Annotated in this window: 17 protein-coding genes and 2 pseudogenes; 13 read left to right on the forward strand and 6 right to left on the reverse strand. The window is 66.6% G+C overall.

From position 1 onward, the window contains the following. The first annotated feature begins 3 nt into the window (after nt 1–3). From IPL75_18495 to IPL75_18545, 11 genes are all read left to right on the forward strand, one after another. Entirely contained in the window at nt 4–1,620 is a 1,617-nt protein-coding gene (locus IPL75_18495) for a glycosyltransferase family 39 protein (GenBank protein MBK9242189.1), read from the forward strand. After that, nucleotides 1,617–3,398, forward strand: a complete 1,782-nt coding sequence (locus IPL75_18500) for a glycosyltransferase family 39 protein (protein MBK9242190.1) — start codon at nt 1,617–1,619, stop codon at nt 3,396–3,398. The genes IPL75_18495 and IPL75_18500 overlap by 4 nt, the downstream gene beginning before the upstream one ends. Further along, entirely contained in the window at nt 3,382–4,224 is an 843-nt protein-coding gene (locus tag IPL75_18505) for a class I SAM-dependent methyltransferase (GenBank protein ID MBK9242191.1), read from the forward strand. Before IPL75_18500 ends, IPL75_18505 begins: the two co-directional genes overlap by 17 nt. Before the next feature lie 2 nt (nt 4,225–4,226). Continuing rightward, nucleotides 4,227–5,270, forward strand: a complete 1,044-nt coding sequence (locus IPL75_18510; GenBank protein ID MBK9242192.1) for a GNAT family N-acetyltransferase — start codon at nt 4,227–4,229, stop codon at nt 5,268–5,270. After that, nucleotides 5,267–6,343, forward strand: a complete 1,077-nt coding sequence (locus tag IPL75_18515; GenBank protein ID MBK9242193.1) for a hypothetical protein — start codon at nt 5,267–5,269, stop codon at nt 6,341–6,343. Before IPL75_18510 ends, IPL75_18515 begins: the two co-directional genes overlap by 4 nt. Nucleotides 6,344–6,351: 8 nt before the next feature. After that, nucleotides 6,352–7,497: a glycosyltransferase gene (locus tag IPL75_18520; GenBank protein MBK9242194.1), complete on the forward strand. Its 1,146-nt coding sequence runs from the start codon at nt 6,352–6,354 to the stop codon at nt 7,495–7,497. 14 nt (nt 7,498–7,511) lie between these two features. Next, entirely contained in the window at nt 7,512–7,967 is a 456-nt protein-coding gene (locus IPL75_18525) for a GatB/YqeY domain-containing protein (protein ID MBK9242195.1), read from the forward strand. A 166-nt stretch (nt 7,968–8,133) separates the two neighbouring features. After that, on the forward strand, nt 8,134–9,774 hold the full coding sequence (murJ, locus tag IPL75_18530; protein MBK9242196.1) for a murein biosynthesis integral membrane protein MurJ: 1,641 nt from the start codon (nt 8,134–8,136) through the stop codon (nt 9,772–9,774). Between the two features lie 30 nt (nt 9,775–9,804). Further along, a complete protein-coding gene (locus IPL75_18535; protein ID MBK9242197.1) occupies nt 9,805–10,470 on the forward strand; it encodes a rhomboid family intramembrane serine protease in 666 nt (221 codons plus the stop codon). 315 nt (nt 10,471–10,785) lie between these two features. Beyond that, nucleotides 10,786–12,909 carry a dehydrogenase E1 component subunit alpha/beta gene (locus IPL75_18540; protein ID MBK9242198.1) on the forward strand — a complete coding sequence of 708 codons (2,124 nt, stop codon included), beginning with the start codon at nt 10,786–10,788 and terminating at the stop codon, nt 12,907–12,909. A gap of 300 nt (nt 12,910–13,209) precedes the next feature. Next, nucleotides 13,210–14,151, forward strand: coding sequence for a hypothetical protein (locus tag IPL75_18545; GenBank protein MBK9242199.1), 942 nt, complete (start codon nt 13,210–13,212; stop codon nt 14,149–14,151). A gap of 1,185 nt (nt 14,152–15,336) precedes the next feature. On the opposite strand, the gene IPL75_18550 is transcribed toward IPL75_18545, so the two are convergent. The 4 genes and pseudogenes from IPL75_18550 to IPL75_18565 form a co-directional block, all read right to left on the reverse strand. After that, nucleotides 15,337–16,917 carry a long-chain fatty acid--CoA ligase gene (locus IPL75_18550; protein ID MBK9242200.1) on the reverse strand — a complete coding sequence of 527 codons (1,581 nt, stop codon included), beginning with the start codon at nt 16,915–16,917 and terminating at the stop codon, nt 15,337–15,339. Nucleotides 16,918–17,034: 117 nt separating this feature from the next. Next, nucleotides 17,035–17,586: pseudogene (locus tag IPL75_18555) on the reverse strand (c-type cytochrome). A 249-nt stretch (nt 17,587–17,835) separates the two neighbouring features. Then, nucleotides 17,836–18,588 (reverse strand): annotated as a pseudogene (locus IPL75_18560) (cytochrome b N-terminal domain-containing protein). Further along, nucleotides 18,588–19,046, reverse strand: a complete 459-nt coding sequence (locus tag IPL75_18565; protein ID MBK9242201.1) for a ubiquinol-cytochrome c reductase iron-sulfur subunit — start codon at nt 19,044–19,046, stop codon at nt 18,588–18,590. Before IPL75_18565 ends, IPL75_18560 begins: the two are co-directional and overlap by 1 nt. 62 nt (nt 19,047–19,108) lie before the next feature. Between IPL75_18565 and typA the strand changes: the two genes are divergently transcribed. Together typA and IPL75_18575 are read left to right on the forward strand one after the other, a co-directional pair. After that, nucleotides 19,109–20,947 carry a translational GTPase TypA gene (gene typA, locus IPL75_18570; GenBank protein ID MBK9242202.1) on the forward strand — a complete coding sequence of 613 codons (1,839 nt, stop codon included), beginning with the start codon at nt 19,109–19,111 and terminating at the stop codon, nt 20,945–20,947. Nucleotides 20,948–21,089: 142 nt separating this feature from the next. Then, complete coding sequence (locus IPL75_18575; protein ID MBK9242203.1) at nt 21,090–22,718, forward strand: DUF885 family protein; 1,629 nt, start codon at nt 21,090–21,092, stop codon at nt 22,716–22,718. Nucleotides 22,719–22,725: 7 nt separating this feature from the next. On the opposite strand, the gene IPL75_18580 is transcribed toward IPL75_18575, so the two are convergent. Beyond that, on the reverse strand, nt 22,726–22,926 hold the full coding sequence (locus IPL75_18580; GenBank protein MBK9242204.1) for a CPXCG motif-containing cysteine-rich protein: 201 nt from the start codon (nt 22,924–22,926) through the stop codon (nt 22,726–22,728). 5 nt (nt 22,927–22,931) lie between these two features. Further along, nucleotides 22,932–23,300 (reverse strand): DUF423 domain-containing protein, encoded by a 369-nt coding sequence (locus IPL75_18585; protein ID MBK9242205.1) that lies wholly within the window; start codon nt 23,298–23,300, stop codon nt 22,932–22,934. Nucleotides 23,301–23,312: the final 12 nt, after the last annotated feature.

Raw genomic sequence — 23,312 nt, forward strand, 5'->3', positions numbered from 1 at the left:
CGCTTGCCCTCTTCGCCGAAGTTACGGTGGTTGGCCATCGCGGCGATTGTCGCGTTGTGGCTGTTGCGAGTGCCTTCGCTGGCACAACCCATGGCGGGCGACCAGGGCCTGTATGCCTATGCCGGCCAGCAACTGGCCGAAGGCCACGCGCCGTATGCCGCCGCGTGGGATCAGAAACCGCCAGGCATTCATGTGGTCTACGCGGTGTTGTGGACCATCTGGCCTCACGAGTCGGTGGTGGCCGGGGCGGACATGGTGGCGGCGGGGCTGGTGGCGTTCCTTCTGGTGGTGATCGGACGCCGGCGGTTCACGGAAAGGATCGGGTTCGGCGCAGCAGCTGTATTCCTGTTCTTCGCAAATCCGTCGGTCGTGCAGCGAATGAGCGGCATCCTCGTGCGCGCACAGTGCGAGACGTTTATCGCGCTTGCGGTGACGATGGCCCTGGCATTGGTGGCCAGTGAGCGTCGCATGACGCGACATTTGCTGGCCGTGGGTGTGCTGCTCGGATGCGGGTTCTGGCTGAAGTACAACGCGGCGGCCTATGCGGTGGTCGTGACCGTGGCGCTGGCCATGTGGCCGCGTGACGGCGAGCCGTCACCCCGATCGTTCCTGCGCGACCTGGGCTGGGTGGCGGTGGCGGGCGCGCTCACCGTGGTGTTGCCAATAGCGGCGATGGCGGCTGCGGGCGTCTGGCAGGACCTTTACCTGGCCACCATCACTTACAACGTGGCCTACTCGGGCGAGACATACGAGGGCGTCAGTCCGCTCGGGTATTTATTCACGTTCCCAATCGAACGTGCGGCCAACGATGCCCTCTGGCTGCTCGGAGGCCTCGGTGCGCTGATCGCCATCGTGAACTGGCTCCGCGCGCCACGAAGCTCGTCGGCCCTGTGCAGCCTGGTTGTCCTCAGTTGGGTGGCGGCGTCGTGCCTGTCGATCCTGATCAACGGCGCGCGAGAGCTGCCGCAATATTTCGTGCAGGCGGCGCCCGCGTTGGCCATGATGGCGGCCGTTGGTCTTGCGCCACTCGTGGCGCGGCGCGGCTCTGCGCCGTGGGTGCCAGCCGCGACTCTGGTGGTGCTTTTCGTCATGGTGCTCCGGCCGGGTGAGATGGGCCATCTGCCGAAGCTTGCCGACAACACGCGCAGTGACTGGAGTGCGCTGGTCGGAAGCACCGATCGCGCAACCTACCTCAGCCGTTTCGGCGGCCGCGAGCGGGACAAGTTCATCGCGCGCGAGATCGAAGCCCTGGCACTCGACATCAAGGCCACGACCGCGCCCGAAGAACCCATCTACGTCTTCGGTTTTTCACCGGGTGTGTTGGTGAAGAGCGAGCGCCGCAGTGCGTCGCGGTTCCACTGGAGCCGCCCCGTGGTGATCGAGTTTGCTGCGGGCACACCCGGCTACGGGTCTGCGGCGGTGCTGGCCGATCTTGAGCGCGAGGCCCCCAGCATCGTGGCGCTGCAAAAGCAGGACTGGGCGCACGATGACCCGGCTCTGGCGGGTGAGCCGAACTCGGTCGACTTCTTCCACCAGCACGCCGGGCTGAACGCGTGGCTCACGTCCCGGTATGTGCGTGAACGCGAAACGCCTCTCTTCGAAATATGGAGGCGGCGATGACCAGCCGCGGCCGATGGCTTATGGCCGTGATGGCGGTGCTGCTCCTCGCTGCCACGCTGCGTGGCCTGTGGCTTACCGCCGACCCGGCCTCGAGCCACACCGTGGGTGTGGTGTGGCACGACGAGGGCGCGTGGGTGCACAACGCGCGCAATCAGGCGTTGTGGGGCACGTGGCGCACCGACGAGTGGAACCCGATGTTCATCGCGCCCGTTTTCACGGCGCTGGAAGCTGCGGCATTTGAGACATTCGGTGTGGGCACGTGGCAGGCGCGCACCGTGCCGCTCGCGTCGGGCCTCGTCGCGATCCTCGCGCTGATGTGGGGCCTGTCGGCCGTGGCCGGTCGCTGGGCCGCACTCATCGGCGGCCTGCTGCTCTCCACCAGCTACACGTTCGTCATGTGGAACCGCGCAGCGCTCATGGAATCGACGATGACGATGTTCATCGTGATTGGATGGGCAGCCTACGCCCGGTCCGAGCGCCGGCCCATGTGGGGCGTGGTGGCCGGCGTCGCCGTGGTGCTCGCGTTCTTCACGAAAGCGGCGGCAGCCTTTTTCGTGGCCGCTATAGTCATCGAGGTGGGGGCGGGATGGTGGGTCCATAAGCGTGCGCTCCGAGGACCCTGGACCCTGGACCCTGGACTCTGGACGTTGCTCGGTCTCACGGTCGCGGGCACAGTTGTTCTCGCGACCTTCGTCATTCCCAACTGGACCGAGTTCGTGTCTTACAACTGGGCCATGACCGTCGAGCGGAAGCCGGAATACTCGATGACCGCCTTCGCTCGGAATGTGACGTGGCTGCCGCTGGCGCATGGCGTGTTTTCGCGCATGTGGCTGGTGATGCTCGTGGCCGGCGTGGCGGCCGCGGGCATCGTGACCCGGTGGCGCACGGCCCACCGCGCCGAGCGACTGGCCGTGTTGTGGCTGCTGGTCGGAATGGTCGAACTCGTGGTCCACGACTCCGGCAACGAACGGCGCTACGTGATGTTCGTGCCGGCGCTGGTGGCGCTGGCAAGCATGGCAATCGGTGTCCGGAAAACGCCCTCTGAGGACGCGAAAACGACCTCTGAGGTAATTACCGTCGGCGGATTACCGGTAATTACCTCAGAGGTCGTTTTCATTACCTCAGAGGTCGTTTTCCGAGCGGCCGTTTCTGTGGTCATCGCCGCCCTCGCCTACCTCGTGTTTGGCAGCGGGTTGCGCATGATCTGGCTCGACGACGTGCTGGCGAGCAACTACAGCCGGACCGTCTGGGTGTCAGCGGGGTTGTCGGTGGCGGTGGCCGCGCTGGTGTGGTGGCGGTGGAAGGCGTGGGCCGATCGATTGGGGAACGCAAGACTGCCCCTCGCAGCCACGGTTGCGGTGGTCGTGGTCACGTGCGGCACCGACCTCACCCTCTACGGACGCTGGGCCGCCCGCCGCACGTTCCACAACTACGACGCATCCCGAGCGTTGGCTGGTCTGCTGCCGTCGGGCACCCTCGTGCACGGCAAGCTGGCCAACGGCCTGGCCCTCGAAAATCAGATCAAACCCCTGTTTGTGGGTCGCGGTTTCGGCAACTACGCCGACCGGCTGGAACGCGACGATGCCCGCTATATACTCACGTATACACAGCCGCGACTCGGCCACGAAGGCCCGGTCATCCTCGATGTGCTGCAGCACTATCCCCGACAACGCGTGATCGCGGAGTTTGAGGTGGACGACGAGTGGCCGGGGCGCGACCGCGCGGCGCTCATCGACAAGTTTCCTGACGGACCGGAGTCCCGTGCGCGAAATCAGTGAAAGCCTCATCCAGTCACACGCCGACCGCCGGTTCCGATCGGAATACGACTACGCGCTGTTTGAATATTATCGGTCGGCCAAGGTGCTGGCCTTTCTCGAGCGCGCAGGCGTGAGCGTGCACGGTCGCGTGCTTGATGCGGGCTGCGGCGGGGGCGGCATGCCCCTCTCGCTCGCCGACCATGCCGACACCGTCATCGGCATCGACCCCATCAACCGGTTCGGCGACGCGGGCGTGAAGCTCGCGCAGGAACGCGGACTGTCAGACAAACTGCACTTCCTGCAGGCCGACGGCATGAAGCTGCCGTTCGCGTCGGGGTCGTTCGACCTCGTGCTGTCGCACGCAGTGATCGAACACGTCGAGGACGCCCCCCTCTACCTGCGCGAGTGCCGTCGGGTGATGGCGCCTGGCGCGCGCCTGTTCCTCTCCACGGCGCCGTATCTGTCATTTGCGGGCGCGCACCTGCCGCGCCTGAAGATCCAGATCCCGCTGCATCTCATCGCGGGCCGCTGGATCGCGTTCCGGACGTTCCGCTTGCTCGCGCGATACGCGCCCTGGACGTTGAAGGAACCGGCGCACGAAAACTCGTTCATACGCGACGCCCGCAACGGCATCTGGAAACACGACGACCTGCTTGAACTCGTCACGGTGACCCGCCTGCGCGGCCAAATCGCCGCCGCCGGCCTGCGCATCGTCCGCGAGGAACTGCACATGACCTCCACCGTGCGACGCCTGCCCGCCAGGCTCGGCCGCTTCCTCGGCCAGAGTTCGCTCACACGCGACGCGCTGATCAGTAATATGGAATACGTGTTGGAATCGGCAAGCTGACCATGGCTGACGTAGATCGATATCGCCCCGAAGACAAACGCGCGGTGGACGCGTTGTACCGGCGCGTCTTCGGCATCGATTCAGCCGAGGCCAACCGGCTGCGGTGGGAATGGCAGTACCGTCACAATCCGCATCGGCCTGCCGACGGCCCACTCATCTGGCTGGCGCGCGAAGGCACCACGATCATCGGGCAATACGCCACGATGCCGGTGAAGGTCTCGGTGCAGGGCCGCGAAATTGACGCGGCCTGGGGCATGGACGTGATGGTGGCGCCTGAACGCCAGCGGCAAGGCCTGGGTGAAGTGTTGTTCCGCACGTGGGACCGCAACGTGGGCGCGTCGCTCGGACTCGGGCTCTCGGAGTCGTCGTATCGCCTCTTCCAGAAAATGCGCTGGCCCGATCTGGGGCCGGTGCCGTGTTTCGTCAAGCCGCTGACGCGTCGCGCCCTCCGCCGCCCGGGCTGGTCGGTCACGGCCAACCGCCTGGTCTCGGCACTCACGCTGCCGTGGGTGCGGCTTGTCGCACGCACACGTCCGCTTCAAGGCGAAGTGCGTGTCATTCGAAACTTCGACGAAAGCTTCACCCAGTTGTGGGATCGCGTGGCACCTCAGTTCGCGTTCGCCGTGCGACGCGATGCCGCGTACCTCAACTGGAAGTACATCCAGGCGCCGCACGTGCGCTACACCGTTGCGGCGCTCGAACGCGACGGTGTGGTCGCGGGCTACATCGTGTATCGGCACCTGCAGGAAGCGCGCGGCCGCGTGACGATTGTCGTGGATTGGCTGACCGCGCCCGACGACCACACGGGCCTGCTCACACTGCTGCGCTGGGTGGATCGCGAAGCGCGCGCGGCGGACTCGGACAAGATTCGCGCGTTTGCCATGCATGCCGGCTACCGCAAGCTGCTGCGCCAGTCGGGGTATTTCTCGGTGAAATCCACCATGGAATTCGTCGCCAAGATCAACGCCGTGGATCTGGCGCCGGGTTTCTATAAATCCACCGACGCGTGGCACATCACGCTCGGCGATTCGGATCAGGATCGATGACCCCGGCAGGCGGTCCTGCCTTGCTCGTCGCCATCGACACCGAAGGCGACAACCAGTGGGACCTGGAGGCGCGACGGAATCAGCGCTTCGAGAACATCTACGCCCTGGGCCGCCTGCATGAGTTCTTCGCGCGCCACGGCGTGCGCCCCACCTACGTCATCACACACCCGGTGGCCACCGACCCGCGGTCGGCAGAGGTGCTGCGCGAACTTCTCGGACAGGGCGACTGCGAAATCGGCGCGCACCATCACGCGTGGGAAACCCCGCCGTGCACAGACGAGGACGTGCAACGGCATCCATACGCGCTTCAACTGCCGCTCGAACAATTCGACGCGCAGCTGCGTTCGCTGACCGAGGCCATCACGGCGGCGGTCGGCGTGCGGCCCATCTCCTATCGCTCGGGCCGATTCGGCTTTTCCGCCTCACACGTCTCCTCGCTCGAGCAACAGGGCTACCTGGTCGATTCCAGTGTCGCGCCGTTGTTCTACGAGGCGCACAAGCAGGGCCCCGACTTTGTGGGCGCCCCACTCGCGCCGTACTTTCTCGGGTACGACGATGCGACCAAGCCGGGATCGAGTGAGGTGATGGAACTGCCGATCTCGGCGGCGCTGAGCCGGCGCGTGCCGGCATTCGTGGAACACCTCTACGCGCGCGCCCCGTTCAACTACCAGACCAAACGCGCGCTGCGCCTGGCGCGCATCGCACACGTGCGCTGGCTGCGGCCGTCGTACAGCTCGGCCGCCGACATGTGCGCCCTCGGCCGCCAACTCGTAGACCGCGGCGCCCCCATCCTGAACCTCCTCTTCCACTCGAGCGAGGTCATCGTCGGCGGCAGCCCCTACAACAAGACTCAGGGTGAGCTGGACGCGTTCTACGACCGGCTCGGAACGTTCCTCACGTTCGCGACGCGAGAGCTGGCGGCGAACGGAATGACGTTCCGCGAGTTCAGAACTGTCCAGAGTCCAGGGTCCAGGGTCCAGAGTTCCCCAGTTCCCAACCTCCCCAGTTCCCCAGTTCCCCATCTCCCCACTTCCCCAGTTCCTAAGTTCCCCACTTCCCAAGTTCCCAATTGACGAGCGCGATGCACATAGTTCACATCACGCCCCACTTGCCACCTGACCAGGCGGCGAATGCCATCCTGCCGGCGCAGGCCGGGGAATGGTCGAAGGCGCGGGGGCATGAGGTGCGGTATCTGGCGCATCCACCGGCGCAGGGCGGGGGCATGGTGGGGCCGGCGGCCGGGCCGGTGGAGTGGGTGCCGCGGCGCGAGGGCGTGCCTGCGCTGTCCAGACTCCTGCGGATCGATGCCGTGCAACGGACCCGGCACATCAGCGGCCTGCTCGACCGCATCGCGGCCAATGCGAACTTGCTGCACCTGCACAGCAACGGACTTCTGGTGGAAGCTGCCGCGCGGTGGGCCACCCGCCATCGTGTGCCGTATGTGCTGACGCTCTACGGGACGGAGATCTGGCACTACCGAAAGAAGTGGCCGCTCGATCTTTTTACGCGTGCCTATCAGGGTGCTGCTGCGGTCACGTTCTACAGCCAGGGGCTGATGGCCCGTGCGGTGGAACTGGGTCTCGACCGACCGAACCTCTCGGTGGTTTACCCGGCCGTGCCGGAGATGTTCGCCGTCCATGACCAGGCGACCAGGCACGCATGGCGCGACGCGCTCGGCATCCGCGAACCCCGCCTCATCGTCAACGTCAAACGGCTGCATGAACTGGCGGGACAGACGTACCTGATCGAGGCGTTCGCCAAAGTCCGGCAGGCGCGGCAGGACGTGCGCCTCGTGGTGTGCGGTACGGGTTCGCTGCGCGAAAGCCTGGAGTCGCAGGCCGCAGCGCTCGGCATGACGGATGCGGTGACGTTTGCCGGCCTCGTCGGCAACGACCAGGTGGCTCGCTACACGGCGGCCGCGGACGTCTTCGCGCTGCCCTCGTTGCTTGAAGCGCTTCCCACCGTGGCGGTTGAAGCGCTGGCGTCGGGAACGCCCGTTGTATCGGCCGACCATCCAGGCGGGCTGGAACTCCATGAAATCTTCGGCGCCGACGTTGCGGTGGTGCCCAGGAAGGATGCCGGGCGCCTGGCCACAGCGCTCCTCGATGCGCTGGCCACGGGCCGCCGCACAAGCCCCGCCACCGACGCGGCGCTGGCCCGCCTGTTCAGGCCCGGTGCCATCGCCGAGCAGTACGAGGCCCTGTACCAGCGCGTTGCGACCCGCTGATACACTCTGAAGCCATGACACTAGTGACCACGGTGACCCAGCACATCGCCGACGCCATGCGCCAGCGCGATCAGGCGTCGCTGGGCCCCTTGCGCATGCTCAAAGCCGCCCTCATGAACCGCGAAGTCGAAAAAGGCCGCGCACTGGACGATGCGGAGTCGTTGCAGGTGGTGCAGCAGTTGGTGAAGCAGCGGCGCGATTCGATCGAACAGTTCCGGGCCGGCGGACGGCCCGAGCTGGCAGACAAGGAACAGGCCGAACTCACGTTCCTGGAACGGTATCTGCCCCCGGCCGCAGACCCGGCGGCCGTGGCCGCGGCCATTGACGCGGCGATTATCTCCGTCGGCGCCACGTCCATGAAGGACATGGGGAAGGTCATCAAGGCCGTGACGACCGCCATGGCTGGCGTGACGGTGGACGGGAAATCGGTGGCCGATGCGGTCAAGGCCAGATTGGCTCCGCCGGCCTAACCCGTGGGTGCCCCCGTCCGTACGGAAGACTGCCAAACTAATTCGACGGGTCGCCCGTCTAACCTCGGTGAAAGGCACGCAAGTGTCTCTCATCCATCCTCCGGGCAGGGGCCTCAATCGCAGGGATTGAGGCCCCTTCTTTTTGTGCCGGCCCCCTCCCCTTCCCATGTCTGAACGACTGGCCAAATCGGCCGGAACGGTCGGCTTGGCGGTGATGACCAGCCGCATCCTCGGGCTCATCCGGGATCAGGTCATGGCCGCGTTCTTCGGCCTGACCATGGCGCACGACGCGTTCAACATCGCGATGCGGGTGCCCAGCCTGGTGCGCGACCTGTTCGCCGAAGGCGCGATGAGCGCGGCGTTCATCCCGACCTTTACCCGCTACTGGAAGGAACAGGGGCAGGCCGCAGCCTGGCGCCTGGGCAACCTCGTCCTCAACGCCCTGATGGTGGTGACGGGCACCCTGGTCATCCTCGGGATGATCTTCGCCGAGCCTCTGCTGAGCCTGCTGCCGAAGGAGTTCTCGGGGCCGGACGGCCAGAATTTGCTGTCACTGACCGTCAGCATCACGCGGATCGTGCTGCCCTTCCTGATGCTTGTGGCCGTGGCCGTGGCGCTCAGCGGGATGCTCAATTCGCTGCGGCGGTTCTTCGTGCCCGCCATGTCACCGGCCATTTACAACGTCGGGGTGATCTTCAGCGCGATCGCGATCATCCCCGTGTGCACGTGGCTTGGCTGGAATCCCATCTTCGGCATCGCCATCGGCACGCTGATCGGCGGCGTCGGCCAGATCGTGTTCCAGTTGCCGCTGCTGCGTCGCGAGGGATTCCGGTACCAACCCGTCCTCAGTTTTCGCGACCCGGGCATGCGCGAGATTCTGCTGCTGATGGGGCCGGGCACGCTGGGCCTGGCGGCGTCACAGGTGAACCTCATCGTGAACACCTATCTGGCGGTTGGCGAGGGCGAGGGCGCGGTCACGGCGCTGCAACTCGCGTTTCGCCTGATGTATCTGCCCATCGGTCTCTTCGGCGTGTCGGTGGCCACGGCCGCCATTCCCGAGATCGCTCGTCAGGTGAACGCCGGCGCGCTCGGCGAGGTGCGCCGCACCGTATCGAGCAGCATCCGGATGATGCTGATGTTGAGCGTGCCGGCCACCATCGGCCTCATGGCGCTGTCGGGACCCATTGTCGAGTTGATCTTCGAACGCGGCCAGTTCACGAGCGAAAGCACACGCATGACGGCGCTTGCGCTGCTCTGCTACGCGCCTGGCCTGATCGGATATTCGGCCGTGAAAATTGCGTCGCCGACGTTTTATGCGATGAAGGATGCGCGCACTCCGGTACTGGTCAGCGTGAGCACCATCGCCCTGAACCTGGTGCTCAACCTCACGCTCGTGCGTGTGTTCAGCTTTCAGGGACTCGCGCTCGGCACGGCCATCGCAGCGCTGTTCAACTCGGGCGTGCTGATGTATTTGTTGTCGCGACGGATCGATGGCGTCGAAGGCGGCCGCGTCCTCCTGTCGTTCATGAAGATTCTGATGGCGTCGCTCGCGATGGGCGCGGCGGCCGTGGTGACCGAAGCCTGGCTGGACGCAACGTTGCCACCGCTGGACTCTCTCCTGGCCTGGCTGCCCGGCGATATGGTGGCTGCCACTGCACGCACGTTACGCGCGGGCGTTCGCGTCGGCGCCGCGATCGGCGTCGGCCTCGCAGTGCTCGCGCTTGCGGCCACCGCCCTCCGCCTGCATGAATTCACGAGCGTGCGTGCACGCATCATGGCGCGGCTGCGCCGAACGAAAGAGAAATAAATGAGCCAATTCGCCCCGGGACAATCACCTGTGAGTTTCGGCCCAGGCCCCATGACCCCGGCCGTGCAGGCCATCGTCATCGCCAACATCGTGGTGTTCGTGATCATGATGGTGGCGCGGACGCTGGTGATTGATCTGTTCGGCCTCACACCGGAGGCGGTGCTGACGCAGGGACGGGTCTGGCAACCGGTGACGTACCTGTTCCTGCACGCCGACGTGTTTCACATCCTGTTCAACATGTTGTCGGTCTGGATGTTCGGCGTCGATCTGGAGCGGCGCTGGGGTACGCAGTCGTTCGTGAGGTACTACGCCGTTACAGGTGTCGGCGCCGGCATCTGCTCGTTGCTGGTGTCTCTGCTGCCGTTTGGTGGCGATTCGTACTACATCCCCACCATCGGCGCGTCAGGCGCGGTCTACGGCCTGCTGATGGCCTGGGGGATCATCTTCCCGCACCGCACCATCCTGTTCCTGGGGATCTTCCCGCTCACCGCCCGTGTCTTCGTGCTCATCATGGGCGCCATTGCGTTCACCCAGGCGCTGGGACAAGGCGGGGGGTCTACGGTGTCGCACGTCGCGCACCTGGGCGGCATGGTCGCAGGCTATTGGTACTTAAAGACGCCGGTGCGCAGGCCGCCGCAAAAACGGCCGGGACCGCCGAAACCGCCCAACCCGGCCCAGCTGCGGCGCGTCCATTAGCGTCACAGACGGCGACACCGGCGTGGCGTCATTCGCAATGGCGAAATGTCACAAATGTCCGAAATGGCGAAATGCCGGACAAACCGATTGCAGGGAAGAATGTAGGAATGTCTCTGCCCTCCAATGGTTGAATCTGCTGCTCCAGGGTCATTCGTTCATTGCGCGCCCTTAACATTCGGGCATTCTGCCCTGCAATTGGTTTGTCCGACATTTCGCCATTTCGGTCATTTGTGACATTTCGCCATTACGAATGACGCCGACGCCAGCCGTCTATCGTCTCGCACGGCGCGCACGCGGCGTATAATCGGAGCGCCCATGAAGTCAGCAGACGCCACCGCCACCGCCGCCGCAACGTTCGAAGGTCTCACGCGCGCCGATTTGCTGCAGGCGTACAAGACCATGCTCACGTCGCGCCGGATCGATGACAAAGAAATCCAGCTCAAGAATCAGAGCCTGATTTTTTTCCAGATCAGCGGCGCCGGGCACGAGGCCATCATGGCGGCCACCGGCATGCAGATGAAGCCGGGGCACGACTGGTTTTATCCCTACTATCGCGATCGCGCGCTCTGCCTGGCGATTGGCATGACGCCGCTTGAGATGTTCCTGAGCGGCGTGGGCGCGGCCGCCGACCCCAACAGCGCGGGCCGCCAGATGCCGTCGCACTGGGGACACAAAGCGCTCAACATCGTGTCGCAGTCCAGCCCCACCGGCACACAGTGCCTCCAAGCCGTTGGCTGCGCCGAAGCCGGCCGCCTGTACGAACGCCTCACAGATATTCCTGAACGGGAGCACAAGTTCGAGAAGGACGAAGTGGTCTACGTCTCTCTCGGCGACGGTACGGTCAGCGAAGGCGAGTTCTGGGAGGCGCTCAACGCGGCCTGCGTGGGCAAGCTGCCGGTGCTCTTCATGATTGAAGACAACGGCTACGCCATTTCCGTGCCCGTCAAAGTGCAGACGGCCGGCGGCGACATGTCGAAGCTCGTCGAAAACTGGCCCGACCTCAAAGTGCTGCGCTGCGACGGCACCGACTTCCTCGAAAGCTACCGCACCGCGGCTGAAGCGCTCGCCTGGTGTCGCGACCGCAAGGGCCCGGCGCTGGTGCACGCGAAAGTGGTGCGGCCGTACTCGCACTCATTGTCGGACGATGAGAAGTTGTACAAGACGCCGGCGGAGCGGGCGGACGAAGCGCGGCGGGATCCGATCACGAAGCTGGCGGCGTGGCTGAAAACAGAGGGTCTGGCCACCGAAGGCGACCTCGCCGAGATCGCGAAGGCCGTGGATGCGGAAGTGAACGAAGCCGCAGACGCCGCCCTCAAGGCCGCGAAGCCTGCCAAAGACACTGCGGGCCACTTCGTGTATTCGCCCGACGTCGACCCTTCGAGCGCCGGGTTCGACAGCCCAGCCGAAGAAGGAGCCAAGCCCGACACCATGGTGGCGGCCATCAACCACACCATGAAAGATGAAATGGCGCGCAACCCGCGCATTGTCATGTTCGGTGAGGACGTGGCGGATGCCACAGACGAAGCCAAGCTTTCGGAAGTGCAGGGCAAGGGCGGTGTGTTCAAGGTGACGCACGGCCTGCAGAAGGCCTACGGCGGCACGCGGGTGTTCAACTCGCCGCTGGCCGAAGCCAACATCATTGGGCGGGCCATCGGGATGGCGACGCGGGGCATCAAGCCGGTGGTGGAGATTCAGTTCTTCGACTACATCTGGCCGGCGATGATGCAGCTGCGCAACGAGATGTCGATGATGCGGTACCGGTCGGGCAACTTCTTTTCGTGCCCGATGGTGGTGCGCACGGCGATCGGCGGGTACCTGCGCGGCGGCGCGCCGTACCACAGCCAGTCGGGCGAGAGCATCTTCGCGCATTGCCCCGGCATTCGCATTGCGTATCCGTCCAACGCGCACGATGCGGCCGGCCTGTTGCGTACGGCCATTCGCTGCGACGACCCGGTCCTGTTCCTGGAACACAAACACCTGTATCGCCAGACGTACAACAAGGGCGGATACACGGGCACCGAGCACATGATTCCGTTCGGCAAGGCCGCCATCAAGCGCGAAGGCACAGACGTGACGGTGGTCACCTGGGGCGCACTCGTGCAGCGGTCACTGCTCGCCGCGCAACAGGCGGAGAAGGACGGCATCAGCGTGCAGGTGATCGACCTGCGCACGATCATGCCGTATGACTGGGACACCATTGCGACCGCGGTGCAGCAGACCAATCGCCTGGTCATCGCGCACGAAGACCAGCTCACCTGCGGCTTCGGCGCCGAGCTCGCGGCCCGCGCGGTCAGCGACCTCTTCGCGTATCTCGACGCGCCCGTGGCGCGCGTCGCTGCGATGGACAACCCCGTCGCCTACGCACCCGATTTGGAAGAAGTGATTCTTCCGGGATCTGCGGACGTGCTCGCCGCGATTCTCGCCACGGCGCGATACTGACGCGGACGGGCGCGCATCGACGCGCTGAAAATGGCGAAATGTCACAAATGTCCGAAATGGCGAAATGCGGACAAACCAATGCAGGGAAGAATGTGGGAATGTCTTTGCCCTCCAATGGTTGAATCTGCTTCTCCAAGATCATTCGTTCATTGCGCGCCTTCGACATTTGGGAATTCAGCCATTCACGCACTGCGCACATTTCGCCATTTCGGACATTTGTGGCATTTCGCCATTTTCATCGCCGGTTTGTGGCTGGCCGGAGGTGTCACGTTCGCACAGCCCGCAGCTTCGATAGAACGATTGCGACCGGTCGCCTCGTTGCCGGCCGAGATGTGTGGCCGGTTTCGCGAGGCCACCAGCTTTGTTCAAACATCCACCGGCGCGTACCTGGTCCTCGACCGGCGCGATCACACGGTGTTCAGCGTGGACAAGGCGCGCACGCGGGTGACCACGGTGATGAAGGCGGGGATGGAGAAAGGGAACGTCCTGCAGCCTGGAATGCTGAGCCTGTCGAAAGACGATACGTTTGCGGTGTCGGATGCACCGTTCGGTCAGGAACGTGTGCAGATGTTCTTCGACAACGGCGCGTCGCTCGGGGCGTTCCTGCTGCCCGGCATCACGGCGCCGCGGCTGACGACGGGGCCGCTGATCCTCAATGGCACCGGGTCGATGCACTTCACCGGCAAGACGCTCCTGATCAACGCACCCGACTCGGGCGCCCTGGTATCGGTGCTGAATCTGGAAGGTCACGTCGTCCGCCAGATCGGCACGCTGCGGGCCACGGGTCACGAAGCCGACAGGGCCCTGCACCTGGCGCTCAACGTCGGCTTGCCGCTCGAGACCGCAGACGGCGGAGTGATCTTCGTGTTTCAGACGGGCGTGCCGATGTTCCGCAAGTACGCAGCCGACGGCCGGCTCGAGTTCGAGCGGCACATCGAGGGCACGGTGCTCGACGGCTACGTGCAGACGTTGCCGACGACGTGGCCGACGCGCAAGATTGGCGACGGCACCTACCCGATGGTGCCACCCGTGATCCGCACGGCTGCCCTCTCGCCTGCAGGAGACCTCTGGGTCAGCCTTGTGGCGCCGTTCACCTTCGTCTACAACGCGGCCGGGGACAAGACCCGGACAGTGATGTTCGACGCGACGGGTGCGTTTTCGCCGACAAGCCTCTTCTTCAGCCGGGCCTCGGGGACGCTGAGGCTGCTCGTCATGCCGGGCTGCTACGAATTTTCCTCGTAGGGCGCGGGCCTCGGCCTTGAAGACGAGCTGCGTCCGAGGAAGCTCACGACGGTACGTAGCTGGTTGGTCGGGGGGGGGGGGGGGGGGGGGGGGGGGGGGGGGGGGCGGGGCGGGTGGCGGGGGCGGGGTGGGGGGGGGGGGGGGGGGGGGGGCCCCGCGGCGGGGGGGGGGGGGGGGGGGGGGGGGGGGGGGGGGGCGGGCGGCCCGGGGGGGCGGGGGCGGGGCGGGGGGGGGGGGGGTGGGGGGGGGGCGCGGGGGGCGGGGGGGGGGGGGGGCGGGGGGGGGCCGGCGGGGGGGGGGGCCGGGGGGGGGGGCGGGGGGGCCGCCCCGCCCGGGGGGGGGGGGGGGGGGGGGGGGGGGGGGGGGGCGGGGGGGGGGGGGGGGGGGGGGGGGGGGGGCGGGGCGGCGGGGGGCGGGGGGGGCGCGGGGGGGGGGGGGGGGGCGGGGGCGGCGGGGCGGGGGGGGGGGGGGGGGGCGGGGGGGGGGGGGGGGGGCCCGGGCCGGGGGGGGGGGGGGGGGGGGGGCGCCGGGCGGGGGGGCGGGGGGGGCGGCCGGGGGGGGGGGGCGGGGGGGGGGGGGGGGCGGGGGGGGGGGGGGGCCCGCGGGGGGCGGTGGGGGGGGGGGGGGGCGGGGGGGGGGGGGGGGGGGGGGCGGGGCCGCGGGGGGGGGGCCCGGCGCGGGGGGGCGGGGCCGGGGGGGGGGGGGGGGGGGGGGGGGGGCGGGGGGGGGGGGGGGGGGGCGGGCCCGGCGGGGGGGGGGGGGGGGGGGGGGGGGGGGGGGGGGGGGGGGCCGCGGGGGGGGGGGGCGGGGGCCGGCGCGGCGGCGGGGGGGGGGGGGGGGGGGGGGGGCGGGGGGGGGGGGGGGGGGGGGGCGGGGGGGGGGGGTGGGGGGGGCGGGGGGGGCGGGCGCGGGGGGGGGGGGCCGGGGGGGGGGGGCGGGGGCGGCCGCCCGGGGGGGCCGGCCGGGCGGGGCGGGGGGGGGGGGGGGGGGGGGGGGGGGGGGGCGGCCCGGGGGGGGCGGGGGGCGGCGCCGGCCGGCGGCGCGGGGGCGGCCCGGGGGGCCGGCGCGGCGCGCGCGGGCGCCGCTGCCCGCGCGCCCGGGGCGCCCGCTGGGCGGCCGGCGGCGCCCGGCCCGCGCGGGCTGCTCCTCAAGCCCGAGTGGCCCGGCCTTGAGACCCAGGCCGCCCTACGAGGAGCGCAGAGCGCGCTTGAAGACCTTACCGGTCGGTCCCAGTGGAAGTGACTCGCGAATCTCGACCGACCGAGGGTATTTATAGGCCGCGAGCTGTTCCTTGCTCCAGGCGATGAGCTCGTCGGCCGCGAGCGTCTGGTTGGGTTTGAGCACGACGAAGGCTCTGATTTCTTCGCCGAGGCGGTCGTCCGGCACGCCGATGACGGCGGCCACGGCCACGGCCGGGTGCGTCATCAGCACTTCCTCGATTTCACGCGGATACACGTTCATGCCGCCGCGCAGCACCATGTCTTTTTTGCGGTCCACGATCGAGACGTAGCCGTCGGCGTCGATGATGCCGATGTCGCCGGAGTGGAACCACCCGCCTTTGAGCGCCTCGGCGGTTTCCTCCGGGCGCTTGTAGTAGCCCTTCATGACGTTGTGGCCGCGGATGACCACCTCGCCGCGTTCGCCTGAGGGGACCGGCTGATCGTTGTCGTCCACCACGCGCACTTCACAGCCGAAGATCGGCAACCCGACCGTGCCCGGCTTGGATGGCAGCTGCACCTGGTTGAAGCACGCCACGGGCGACGTCTCCGAGAGGCCGTAGCCTTCGAGCACGCGCACGTTAAACGTCTTCTGAAAGTCTTCGAGCACGGCAACCGGCATCGGCGCACCACCCGACACGCAGAGCTTCATCTCGCGCGCAATCCCCGACACATCGGCGCCAGTCTGTCGAACCAGTTGCAGCAGGGCCCAATACATCGCGGGCACACCAATCCAGAAGTTGATGCGCTCATCCATCATGATCTTCAGGGTGGCGGCCGGGTCAAATCGCGGCAGCAGCACCAGCGTACCGCCGCTTGAGACGCCGGCGTTCATCTGCGCCGTCTGGCCCGTGGAATGGAACAAAGGCAACGTCACGAGGTAGCGATTCGTGGCCTCGGGTCCGCTGTTGAGCAGCGGCGTGTACATGTCGCGCGAGGCCATCGCATTCACGGTCATGTTGAAATGCGTGAGCTCGGCCGCCTTCGGCTGGCCGGTGGTGCCCGACGTGAAGAGCATCACAGCCGTGTCGTCAGGCGCAGACGGATGCGTGGGGCACACGGGCGGCTGCCCGTGCATCAACTGGCCCAATGTCATGGCGCGTTCTACGGTGGTGGGCGCCGCGGGGTTGGCCGTCATCACCACCATGTGGGCACAGGTGTCCACGCCATCACAGGCCTCGCGGGCCATGGCCGCCATAGGCAGTTCGGCGGTGCCTTCAAAGACCAGAACCGCTTTTGCGTCCGACTCTTTCAGATGGAACGCAATTTCGCGCGGCTTCAGCAACACATTGAGCGGCACGACGACCCCGCCCATCTTGAGGATGCCGTAATAGGCGATGGGAAAGTACGGCAGGTTCGGGCATGACAGCGCGACGTGGTCGCCGGCCTGCAACCCGAGCTTGCGCAGTCCCCCGGCCACCTGGCACGCCATGGCATTCAACTGCGCATACGTGAAGCGCGTCGGCCCCATCACCACAGCCTCGCGCGCGGGCGTCAGCTTCGCCTGATGGTCAAGCAAATGCGCAAGATTCAGTGTGGTCGCATTCATCTCCGCATCTCCCCAGTCCCCCAGTTCCTAACTTCCCCAGTTCCTAACTTCCCCAGTTCCTAACTTCCCCAGTTCCTAACTTCCCCAGTTCCCCAGTTCCTAAGTTCCCAATTTCCGACTAAGCCACTTCGCCAGCGCGCCTATCTCCGCCGGCGTCAGCTTGCTTGCGAATTCCTGCATCTCGCCATCGGGCTTCACAGACAACGGGTCGGTGATCTGCCGCACGAGACGGGCCTCGTCGATGCGAGCGCCCACATCAGTCAACGCCGGGCCGTCCTTACCGCCGACTGGCCCCATGACGTGGCACCGCAGGCAGTTGCGGTTGAACAACACGGCCACGGCCGACTCTTCGGCATGCACGACAGGCGCGGCGCCTGCCCGTCCGCGAGCGAGCGCCGCGAGAATGGCTTCGTTGTCGTGCTGGTTGGTCACAGGCGCGGTGCGCAGGCCCGGCGCGATCATCTGCGGGTCAAGCAGGTGCGACGCCACCCAGTCGCGCGGTTTGGAAACGCGTATCGGATCGATGACGCCGGCCATCTTGCTCTCGCCATGGCACGTGGCGCACGTCCCTTCCGACATCAACGCCAGACCGGCCTGCTCGCGCACATTCCAGTCGCCGCCCGCCGCAGGCGGCTTGTCCAGCGCGCCCATCACGGTGAGGGTGGTCATCGCGACCACACCGGCCGCGAGTCCGGTCAACAACCACTTCCGCTCTTTCAACCCACGCGTACGCGCGCGGTCGATCCACGGCAGCAACGCCAGCAGGGTCATCACCGCACCGGGAATGACGATGGCGCCGACCACTTCGAGACGGCCGGGAAAGTACTTCAGGAGTTGGAAGAGGCCGAGGAAGTACCACTCGGGGCGCGGAATGTAGTCAGCCGCTGTGGGGTCGGCCGGCGGTTCCAGCGGCGGCGCACCCTGCCAGGCCAGGGCGGCAAGAGCCACGCCCGCGACGATGGCGACGGTGAGGTCTCGCGCGGCCTGGTAGGGGAAAAACGACTCGCGGGTGCCCTGGCGCTCGGTGATCGGTCCCGAGATTCCGTGGCGACGCATCAAGTAGAGGTGAAGAGCCGTCAGTCCGAAGAGTGCCGGCGGCAGCACCAGCACGTGGACGCCGTACCACCGCGTCAGCGTGAGCGCGCCGATGTCCGGACCGCCGCGCAGCAGGTTCGCGACGAACTCGCCGGCGAACGGTGTGAGTTTCGAAATGTTGATGGTGACCACCGTCGCCCAGTACGCGCGCTGGTCCCACGGCAGCAGGTAACCCGTGAGGCCGAAGGCCAGGATGACGTGGAGCAGCACCAGGCCGACGATCCAGTTGAGCTCGCGCGGCGCGCGGTAACTGCCGAACAGCACCACACGCGCCAGGTGGATGACGGCCGTCACCACCACCAGGCTCGCGCCCCAGTGGTGCAGGCCGCGCAGGACGTGTCCGCCGCGGACTTCGGTGGTGATGTAGCGCACGCTGTCCCAGGCGTGGTCGGGTGTGGGCGCGTAAAACAGCGCGAGGAGCGTGCCCGTCACCACCTGCAGCGTCAGCCCGAACAGCAGGAGGCTGCCGAACGTGAAGGCCCATCCCGTTCCCGGGGGAAGGGGTTCGTCGAGCAGGTGATGTTTGATGGTGCGAAAGCCCGTGCGATGGTCGAGCCAGTCAAAAAGCCCGCGCATCAGACCTCCACCTCAAGTTCGGCCGTGTCGGGATTCACGCGCACGGGAAGTTGATGCAGGCCTTCCGGGGGTGGCCCCGCCACCACCTTGCCGGCCCGGTCAAACGTGCCGCCGTGGCACGGGCATTTGTAGTGCCCTTCCGCGGCATTCCAGGCCACGCTGCAACCCAAATGTGTGCAGGTGGCGGACAGGGCGCGGTAGGTGTCGCCGTCCTTATCCAGGAACACGACCATGCTCCGGCGGGTCTCGTGCCAGCCGTCGGCGTGCCGTTCGGTCAGGGTGGCCACCAGGGGGCCAGAGGGCGGAAGGTCAAACATTGAGGCGGCCGCCCGCCACTTGCGGGTGGTTTCCCGAGAACGCGGCACGGCCACGGCCGCGGTCAGTCCGGCCATGCCGGCGCCGATGAGCGCCGCGCCCGCCGCGACCAATCGAGTGAGGAAAGATCGTCGTGGTTCCATGTGCGGTAGGTATTCTAGCCGGACTCCTGCGCCGGGACCCTCCGGGGTAGTAAACTGGGAGGATGCTTTCGACGCCCGTGACCTCACAGAAGATCGCCAACCCGCTTCGGCGCAACATCGCCATCATCGCCCACGTCGACCACGGCAAGACCACCCTGGTGGATGCCCTGCTGCGGCAGAGCGGCATCTTCCGCTCCAACGAGCGGGTGGCCGAACGCGTGATGGACTCGAACGACCTCGAGCGCGAGCGGGGCATCACGATCATGGCCAAGAACACGGCCGTGCAGTATCACGACCACCTGATCAACATCGTGGACACGCCGGGCCACGCCGACTTCGGCGGCGAAGTGGAACGCACCCTCTCGATGGTGGACGGCGTCATGTTGCTGGTGGACGCCTCGGAAGGTCCCCTGCCCCAGACGCGCTTCGTGCTGCGGAAGGCCCTTGAACGCCGCCAGCCGCCCATCGTGGTCATCAACAAGATCGACCGGCCCGACGCGCGCGTCAGCGAAGTGCTCAATGAGGTCTACGATCTCTTCATCGACCTGGACGCCACGGAAGACCAGCTCGACTTCCCCGTGCTCTACACGAACGCCCGCGAGGGCACGGCCACCACGGACATCCTGGTGCCGGGCGAAAACCTGCAGCCGCTGTTCGACGCCATCATCGCGCACACACCGGCACCGCGCGGCGATGTGGATGCGCCGCTGCAGGCCCTGGTCGCCAACCTGGACTCCAGCGACTACCTGGGCCGCATCGCCATCGGGCGTATCTTCCACGGCCGGGTCAAGGTGGGCGACCCCATCGCAGTCTGCAAGCTCGACGGCACGTTCCAGCGCACCACGGTGACCAAGCTCTTTACGTTCTCGGGTCTCAAACATGTGGACGCCACTGAGGCGGCCGCGGGCGACATCATCGGCCTGGCCGGCATTGCCGACATCATGATTGCCGAGACCATTGCCGACGCCGAGAACCCGGTGGCGATCAAGACCATCGCCATCGACGAACCGACCGTGTCGATGATCTTCGGCATCAACACCTCGCCGCTGGCGGGGCGCGACGGCCAGTACGTCACGTCGCGACAGTTGAAGGACCGCCTGGACCGCGAACTCATCGGCAACGTCTCCATCCGTGTGGAGCCCACCGACTCACCCGAGCAGATGAAGGTGTTCGGGCGTGGCGAACTGCAGTTGTCGATTCTCATCGAGATGATGCGGCGCGAAGGGTTCGAGATGCAGGTCTCGCGTCCGGAAATTGTGACCAAGGCTGTGGACGGCGTTCGCATGGAGCCGGTCGAGAATCTGGTCATCGACGTGGCCGAGGAATATCAGGGCGTGGTCATCGCGCAGTGCGGCATCCGTCGCGGCACCATGACCAAGATGGTGAATCACGGCAGCGGCCGTGTGCGCCTCGAATTCGCCATCCCGGCTCGCGGCCTCATCGGGTTCCGCTCGCAGTTCCTCACGGAAACGCGCGGCACCGGCATGATGAACCACATCTTCCACGGCTGGGCGCCCTGGTCGGGTCCCATTGCGTCGCGTCCCACCGGCGCGCTCCTCTCGGACCGCGCGGGCGTGGTCACGGCCTACGCCATCGCCAACATGCAGGACCGCGGCGAAATGTTCGTTGCACCGGGCACGGTCGTGTATGAAGGCATGATCGTCGGCGAGAACTCACGCATCAACGACCTCGACATCAACATCGTGCGCGAGAAGAAGATGTCGAACATGCGCGCGTCGGGCGCCGACGAAGCCATCCGCCTCATTCCGCCCAAGGTGCACAGCCTTGAGCAGGCGATTGAGTTCATCAACGAGGATGAGCTGGTGGAAGTGACGCCGCACAATCTGCGCATGCGCAAGCGCGTGCTCGCCGCGAACATGCGGCCGCGCAAGGAGTCGTGATCCGGGCTCTCGTAGCGCGGCCTGGGTCTCAAGGCCGCGGCCCTACAGGGAAGTTCTCACACGAGGCCTGAAGGACTGAAGGTTCGCGCGGATCTCACCCCTCGAGCAACGCCGGCGTCTGTTTTCGCATTAGACTTTGCGAATGCTGTACCGCATTTCCGTCCTGCTCGCGTTCTGTGTCGTGGCAGTTCCAGCCGCTCGCCAGGCGCCGGCGGCCACGAACCCGGCCCTGGCCGCGTTGATCACACAGGCGCAGGGGGTGCGCGGCGACGCGTGGGCACCCATCCTGGCCGGCCTGGAGAAGATCGACCGTGCGACGCTGGATCTGGACGACCAGGTGGATTTCGACCTGCTCCGGTCGCACGCGCGCACACGCCAGTGGGAACAGACCGAACTCCGGCAGTGGGAAGTCGATGCCGCGGGCGTGATCGGCGTCGGCGCTGTCAGCGGCCTCTTCCTGCGTGACGGGTCATTGCCCGAGGTGAACGTCCGGTCGGCGATCGCGCAATTGCGAGGCCTTGCCAATTCCATCAGGACCAACCGGGAACGTCTGACCGCGCCGGCGCGCATCTGGACGGAAAACGCGCAGTATCAGGCGTACTACGCGCGGACGATGCTGGAGAAAGAGGTGCAGTCGCTCGACATTCCGAACACGGCGCTGCGTGCGGAATTCCTGGCGGCCTGCACGGATGCGATCCCGGTCATCCGTGAACACGAGGAGTGGCTCGAGAAGGTCCTGCTGCCGCGATCGACGCGGCCGCCGACGTGGAAACCGGAACAGATCGAGTTCTACCAATTCGTGCACGAGCAGCTCGATGAGTACGGCGTGGACGAGATGATCCGCGTCGCCGAGGCCGAGGACCGGAAGCTCTGGTCGGAGATGGAGGCGCTCGCCAGGCGTATTCATCCGTCCGGCGATTTGCGGACGGTCTGGGAACAGATGAAGGACGAGGCGCCGCCGTGGGAGGAGGTCATTCCCATGGCGCAGCGGTATGTGGACATGGCCAGCGACTGGCTGCGTGGACCCGGGGGGCACGTGGTGACGATTCCGGGCTACCTGCGCTACGGCGCGCGCCTGTCACCGCCCATGGCGCGGCGGACCCTGTCGTTCGGCGGCGCGACGTCAGGGCCGACGATTGACGGCATCCAGTCCGGGTTCTACATTCTCACGCCGCTCGAGGATCGGCTCACGGCCAAGGAGAAACTGAGCCGGCTCAGGTCCTACAATCCGTACTGGACGCACGTCATCTCGTACCACGAGTGGCTCGGCCACACCGTGCAAATCGCCTCGGCGCGGGCCAACGTGACCCGCCCGATGCGCCAGATGTACAACAGCAGCTACTTCAGCCAGTCGTGGTCGTTCTACCTGGAGAAGCTTTTCGAGGACGAGGGCTACTTCGAGACGTTGCCGCACATGGAGAACCTCAAGACGCAGCTGGCGCGCCGCCAGATGCGGATGTGGCGGGTGCAGCGCATCCTGACCAAGCTCAAGATGGCCAAGGGCGAGATGACGTTCGACCAGGCCGTGCAGGCATACATCGACCGCATCGGGATGGAGCCAGGCAACTCATTCATCGAGGTTCAGCGCGACTCGCAGTCGCCTTCGCCGCCCGGACGCGAAATCATCGGCGAGTTGATGATCCTCAAGCTGCGCGACGAGATCCAGAGCGCGCAGGGGCCCGCCTTCTCGCTGAAGGCGTTCCATGACCGCTTGATTTCCCACGGCGCGTTGCCGTTCACGCAGATCCGGCGGCTGATGCTTCGGCAGTAGATACCCCTCAGTCCGACCCGTCGCCGCGCGTGACGTCCACGTACCGGTACTCCTGGTCGCGGCTGACATGGACCTGCCAGGGCCGGCAGCACACTTCGCAATCCTGCACCAACGTGCCCATGACGTCCGGCTCCAGATAGATCTCCACCTGTTCGCCACAATACGGACACGTCACCGTGAACTCGGTCACGTCGTCATCACCAAACATGCTCATCAGGCACGGCCCTCGGCCAGCGCCAGGCAGGCCCAACCGGCCAGAAAGCACAGCCCGCCGATTGGCGTCACCATACCGACGGCCGTTGTACCGGTGAGCGTCAGTACGTACAGGCTTCCCGAGAAGAGGACGATGCCCAGGGCGAAGCACCAGCCGGCGGCAGTGGTGAGCCGAGCCGGCCGACGGGCGATAAGCACACCGACGAGCACCAGCGCGAGCGCGTGCAACAGTTGGTAACGCACGCCCGTCTCGAACACCGCGAGGTGGTCGGCCGACAGCCGCGCGCGCAACGCATGGGCGCCGAACGCGCCCAGGGCGACACCGACGAAGCCGGCCACAGCGCCCAACCGGATGAACAGACGATCCACAAAGTGATTCTA

It is taken from the genome of Acidobacteriota bacterium, from assembly GCA_016716905.1.
Lineage (GTDB): Bacteria > Acidobacteriota > Vicinamibacteria > Vicinamibacterales > SCN-69-37 > SYFT01.

Coding starts and splice junctions, on each gene's coding strand:
- IPL75_18550 (MBK9242200.1), bottom strand. CDS start 16,917: ATGAATGCGACCACACTGAATCTTGCGCATTTGCTTGACCATCAGGCG.
- IPL75_18500 (MBK9242190.1), top strand. CDS start 1,617: ATGACCAGCCGCGGCCGATGGCTTATGGCCGTGATGGCGGTGCTGCTC.
- typA (MBK9242202.1), top strand. CDS start 19,109: ATGCTTTCGACGCCCGTGACCTCACAGAAGATCGCCAACCCGCTTCGG.
- IPL75_18575 (MBK9242203.1), top strand. CDS start 21,090: ATGCTGTACCGCATTTCCGTCCTGCTCGCGTTCTGTGTCGTGGCAGTT.
- IPL75_18565 (MBK9242201.1), bottom strand. CDS start 19,046: ATGGAACCACGACGATCTTTCCTCACTCGATTGGTCGCGGCGGGCGCG.
- murJ (MBK9242196.1), top strand. CDS start 8,134: ATGTCTGAACGACTGGCCAAATCGGCCGGAACGGTCGGCTTGGCGGTG.
- IPL75_18510 (MBK9242192.1), top strand. CDS start 4,227: ATGGCTGACGTAGATCGATATCGCCCCGAAGACAAACGCGCGGTGGAC.
- IPL75_18525 (MBK9242195.1), top strand. CDS start 7,512: ATGACACTAGTGACCACGGTGACCCAGCACATCGCCGACGCCATGCGC.
- IPL75_18515 (MBK9242193.1), top strand. CDS start 5,267: ATGACCCCGGCAGGCGGTCCTGCCTTGCTCGTCGCCATCGACACCGAA.
- IPL75_18540 (MBK9242198.1), top strand. CDS start 10,786: ATGAAGTCAGCAGACGCCACCGCCACCGCCGCCGCAACGTTCGAAGGT.
- IPL75_18580 (MBK9242204.1), bottom strand. CDS start 22,926: ATGTTTGGTGATGACGACGTGACCGAGTTCACGGTGACGTGTCCGTAT.
- IPL75_18520 (MBK9242194.1), top strand. CDS start 6,352: ATGCACATAGTTCACATCACGCCCCACTTGCCACCTGACCAGGCGGCG.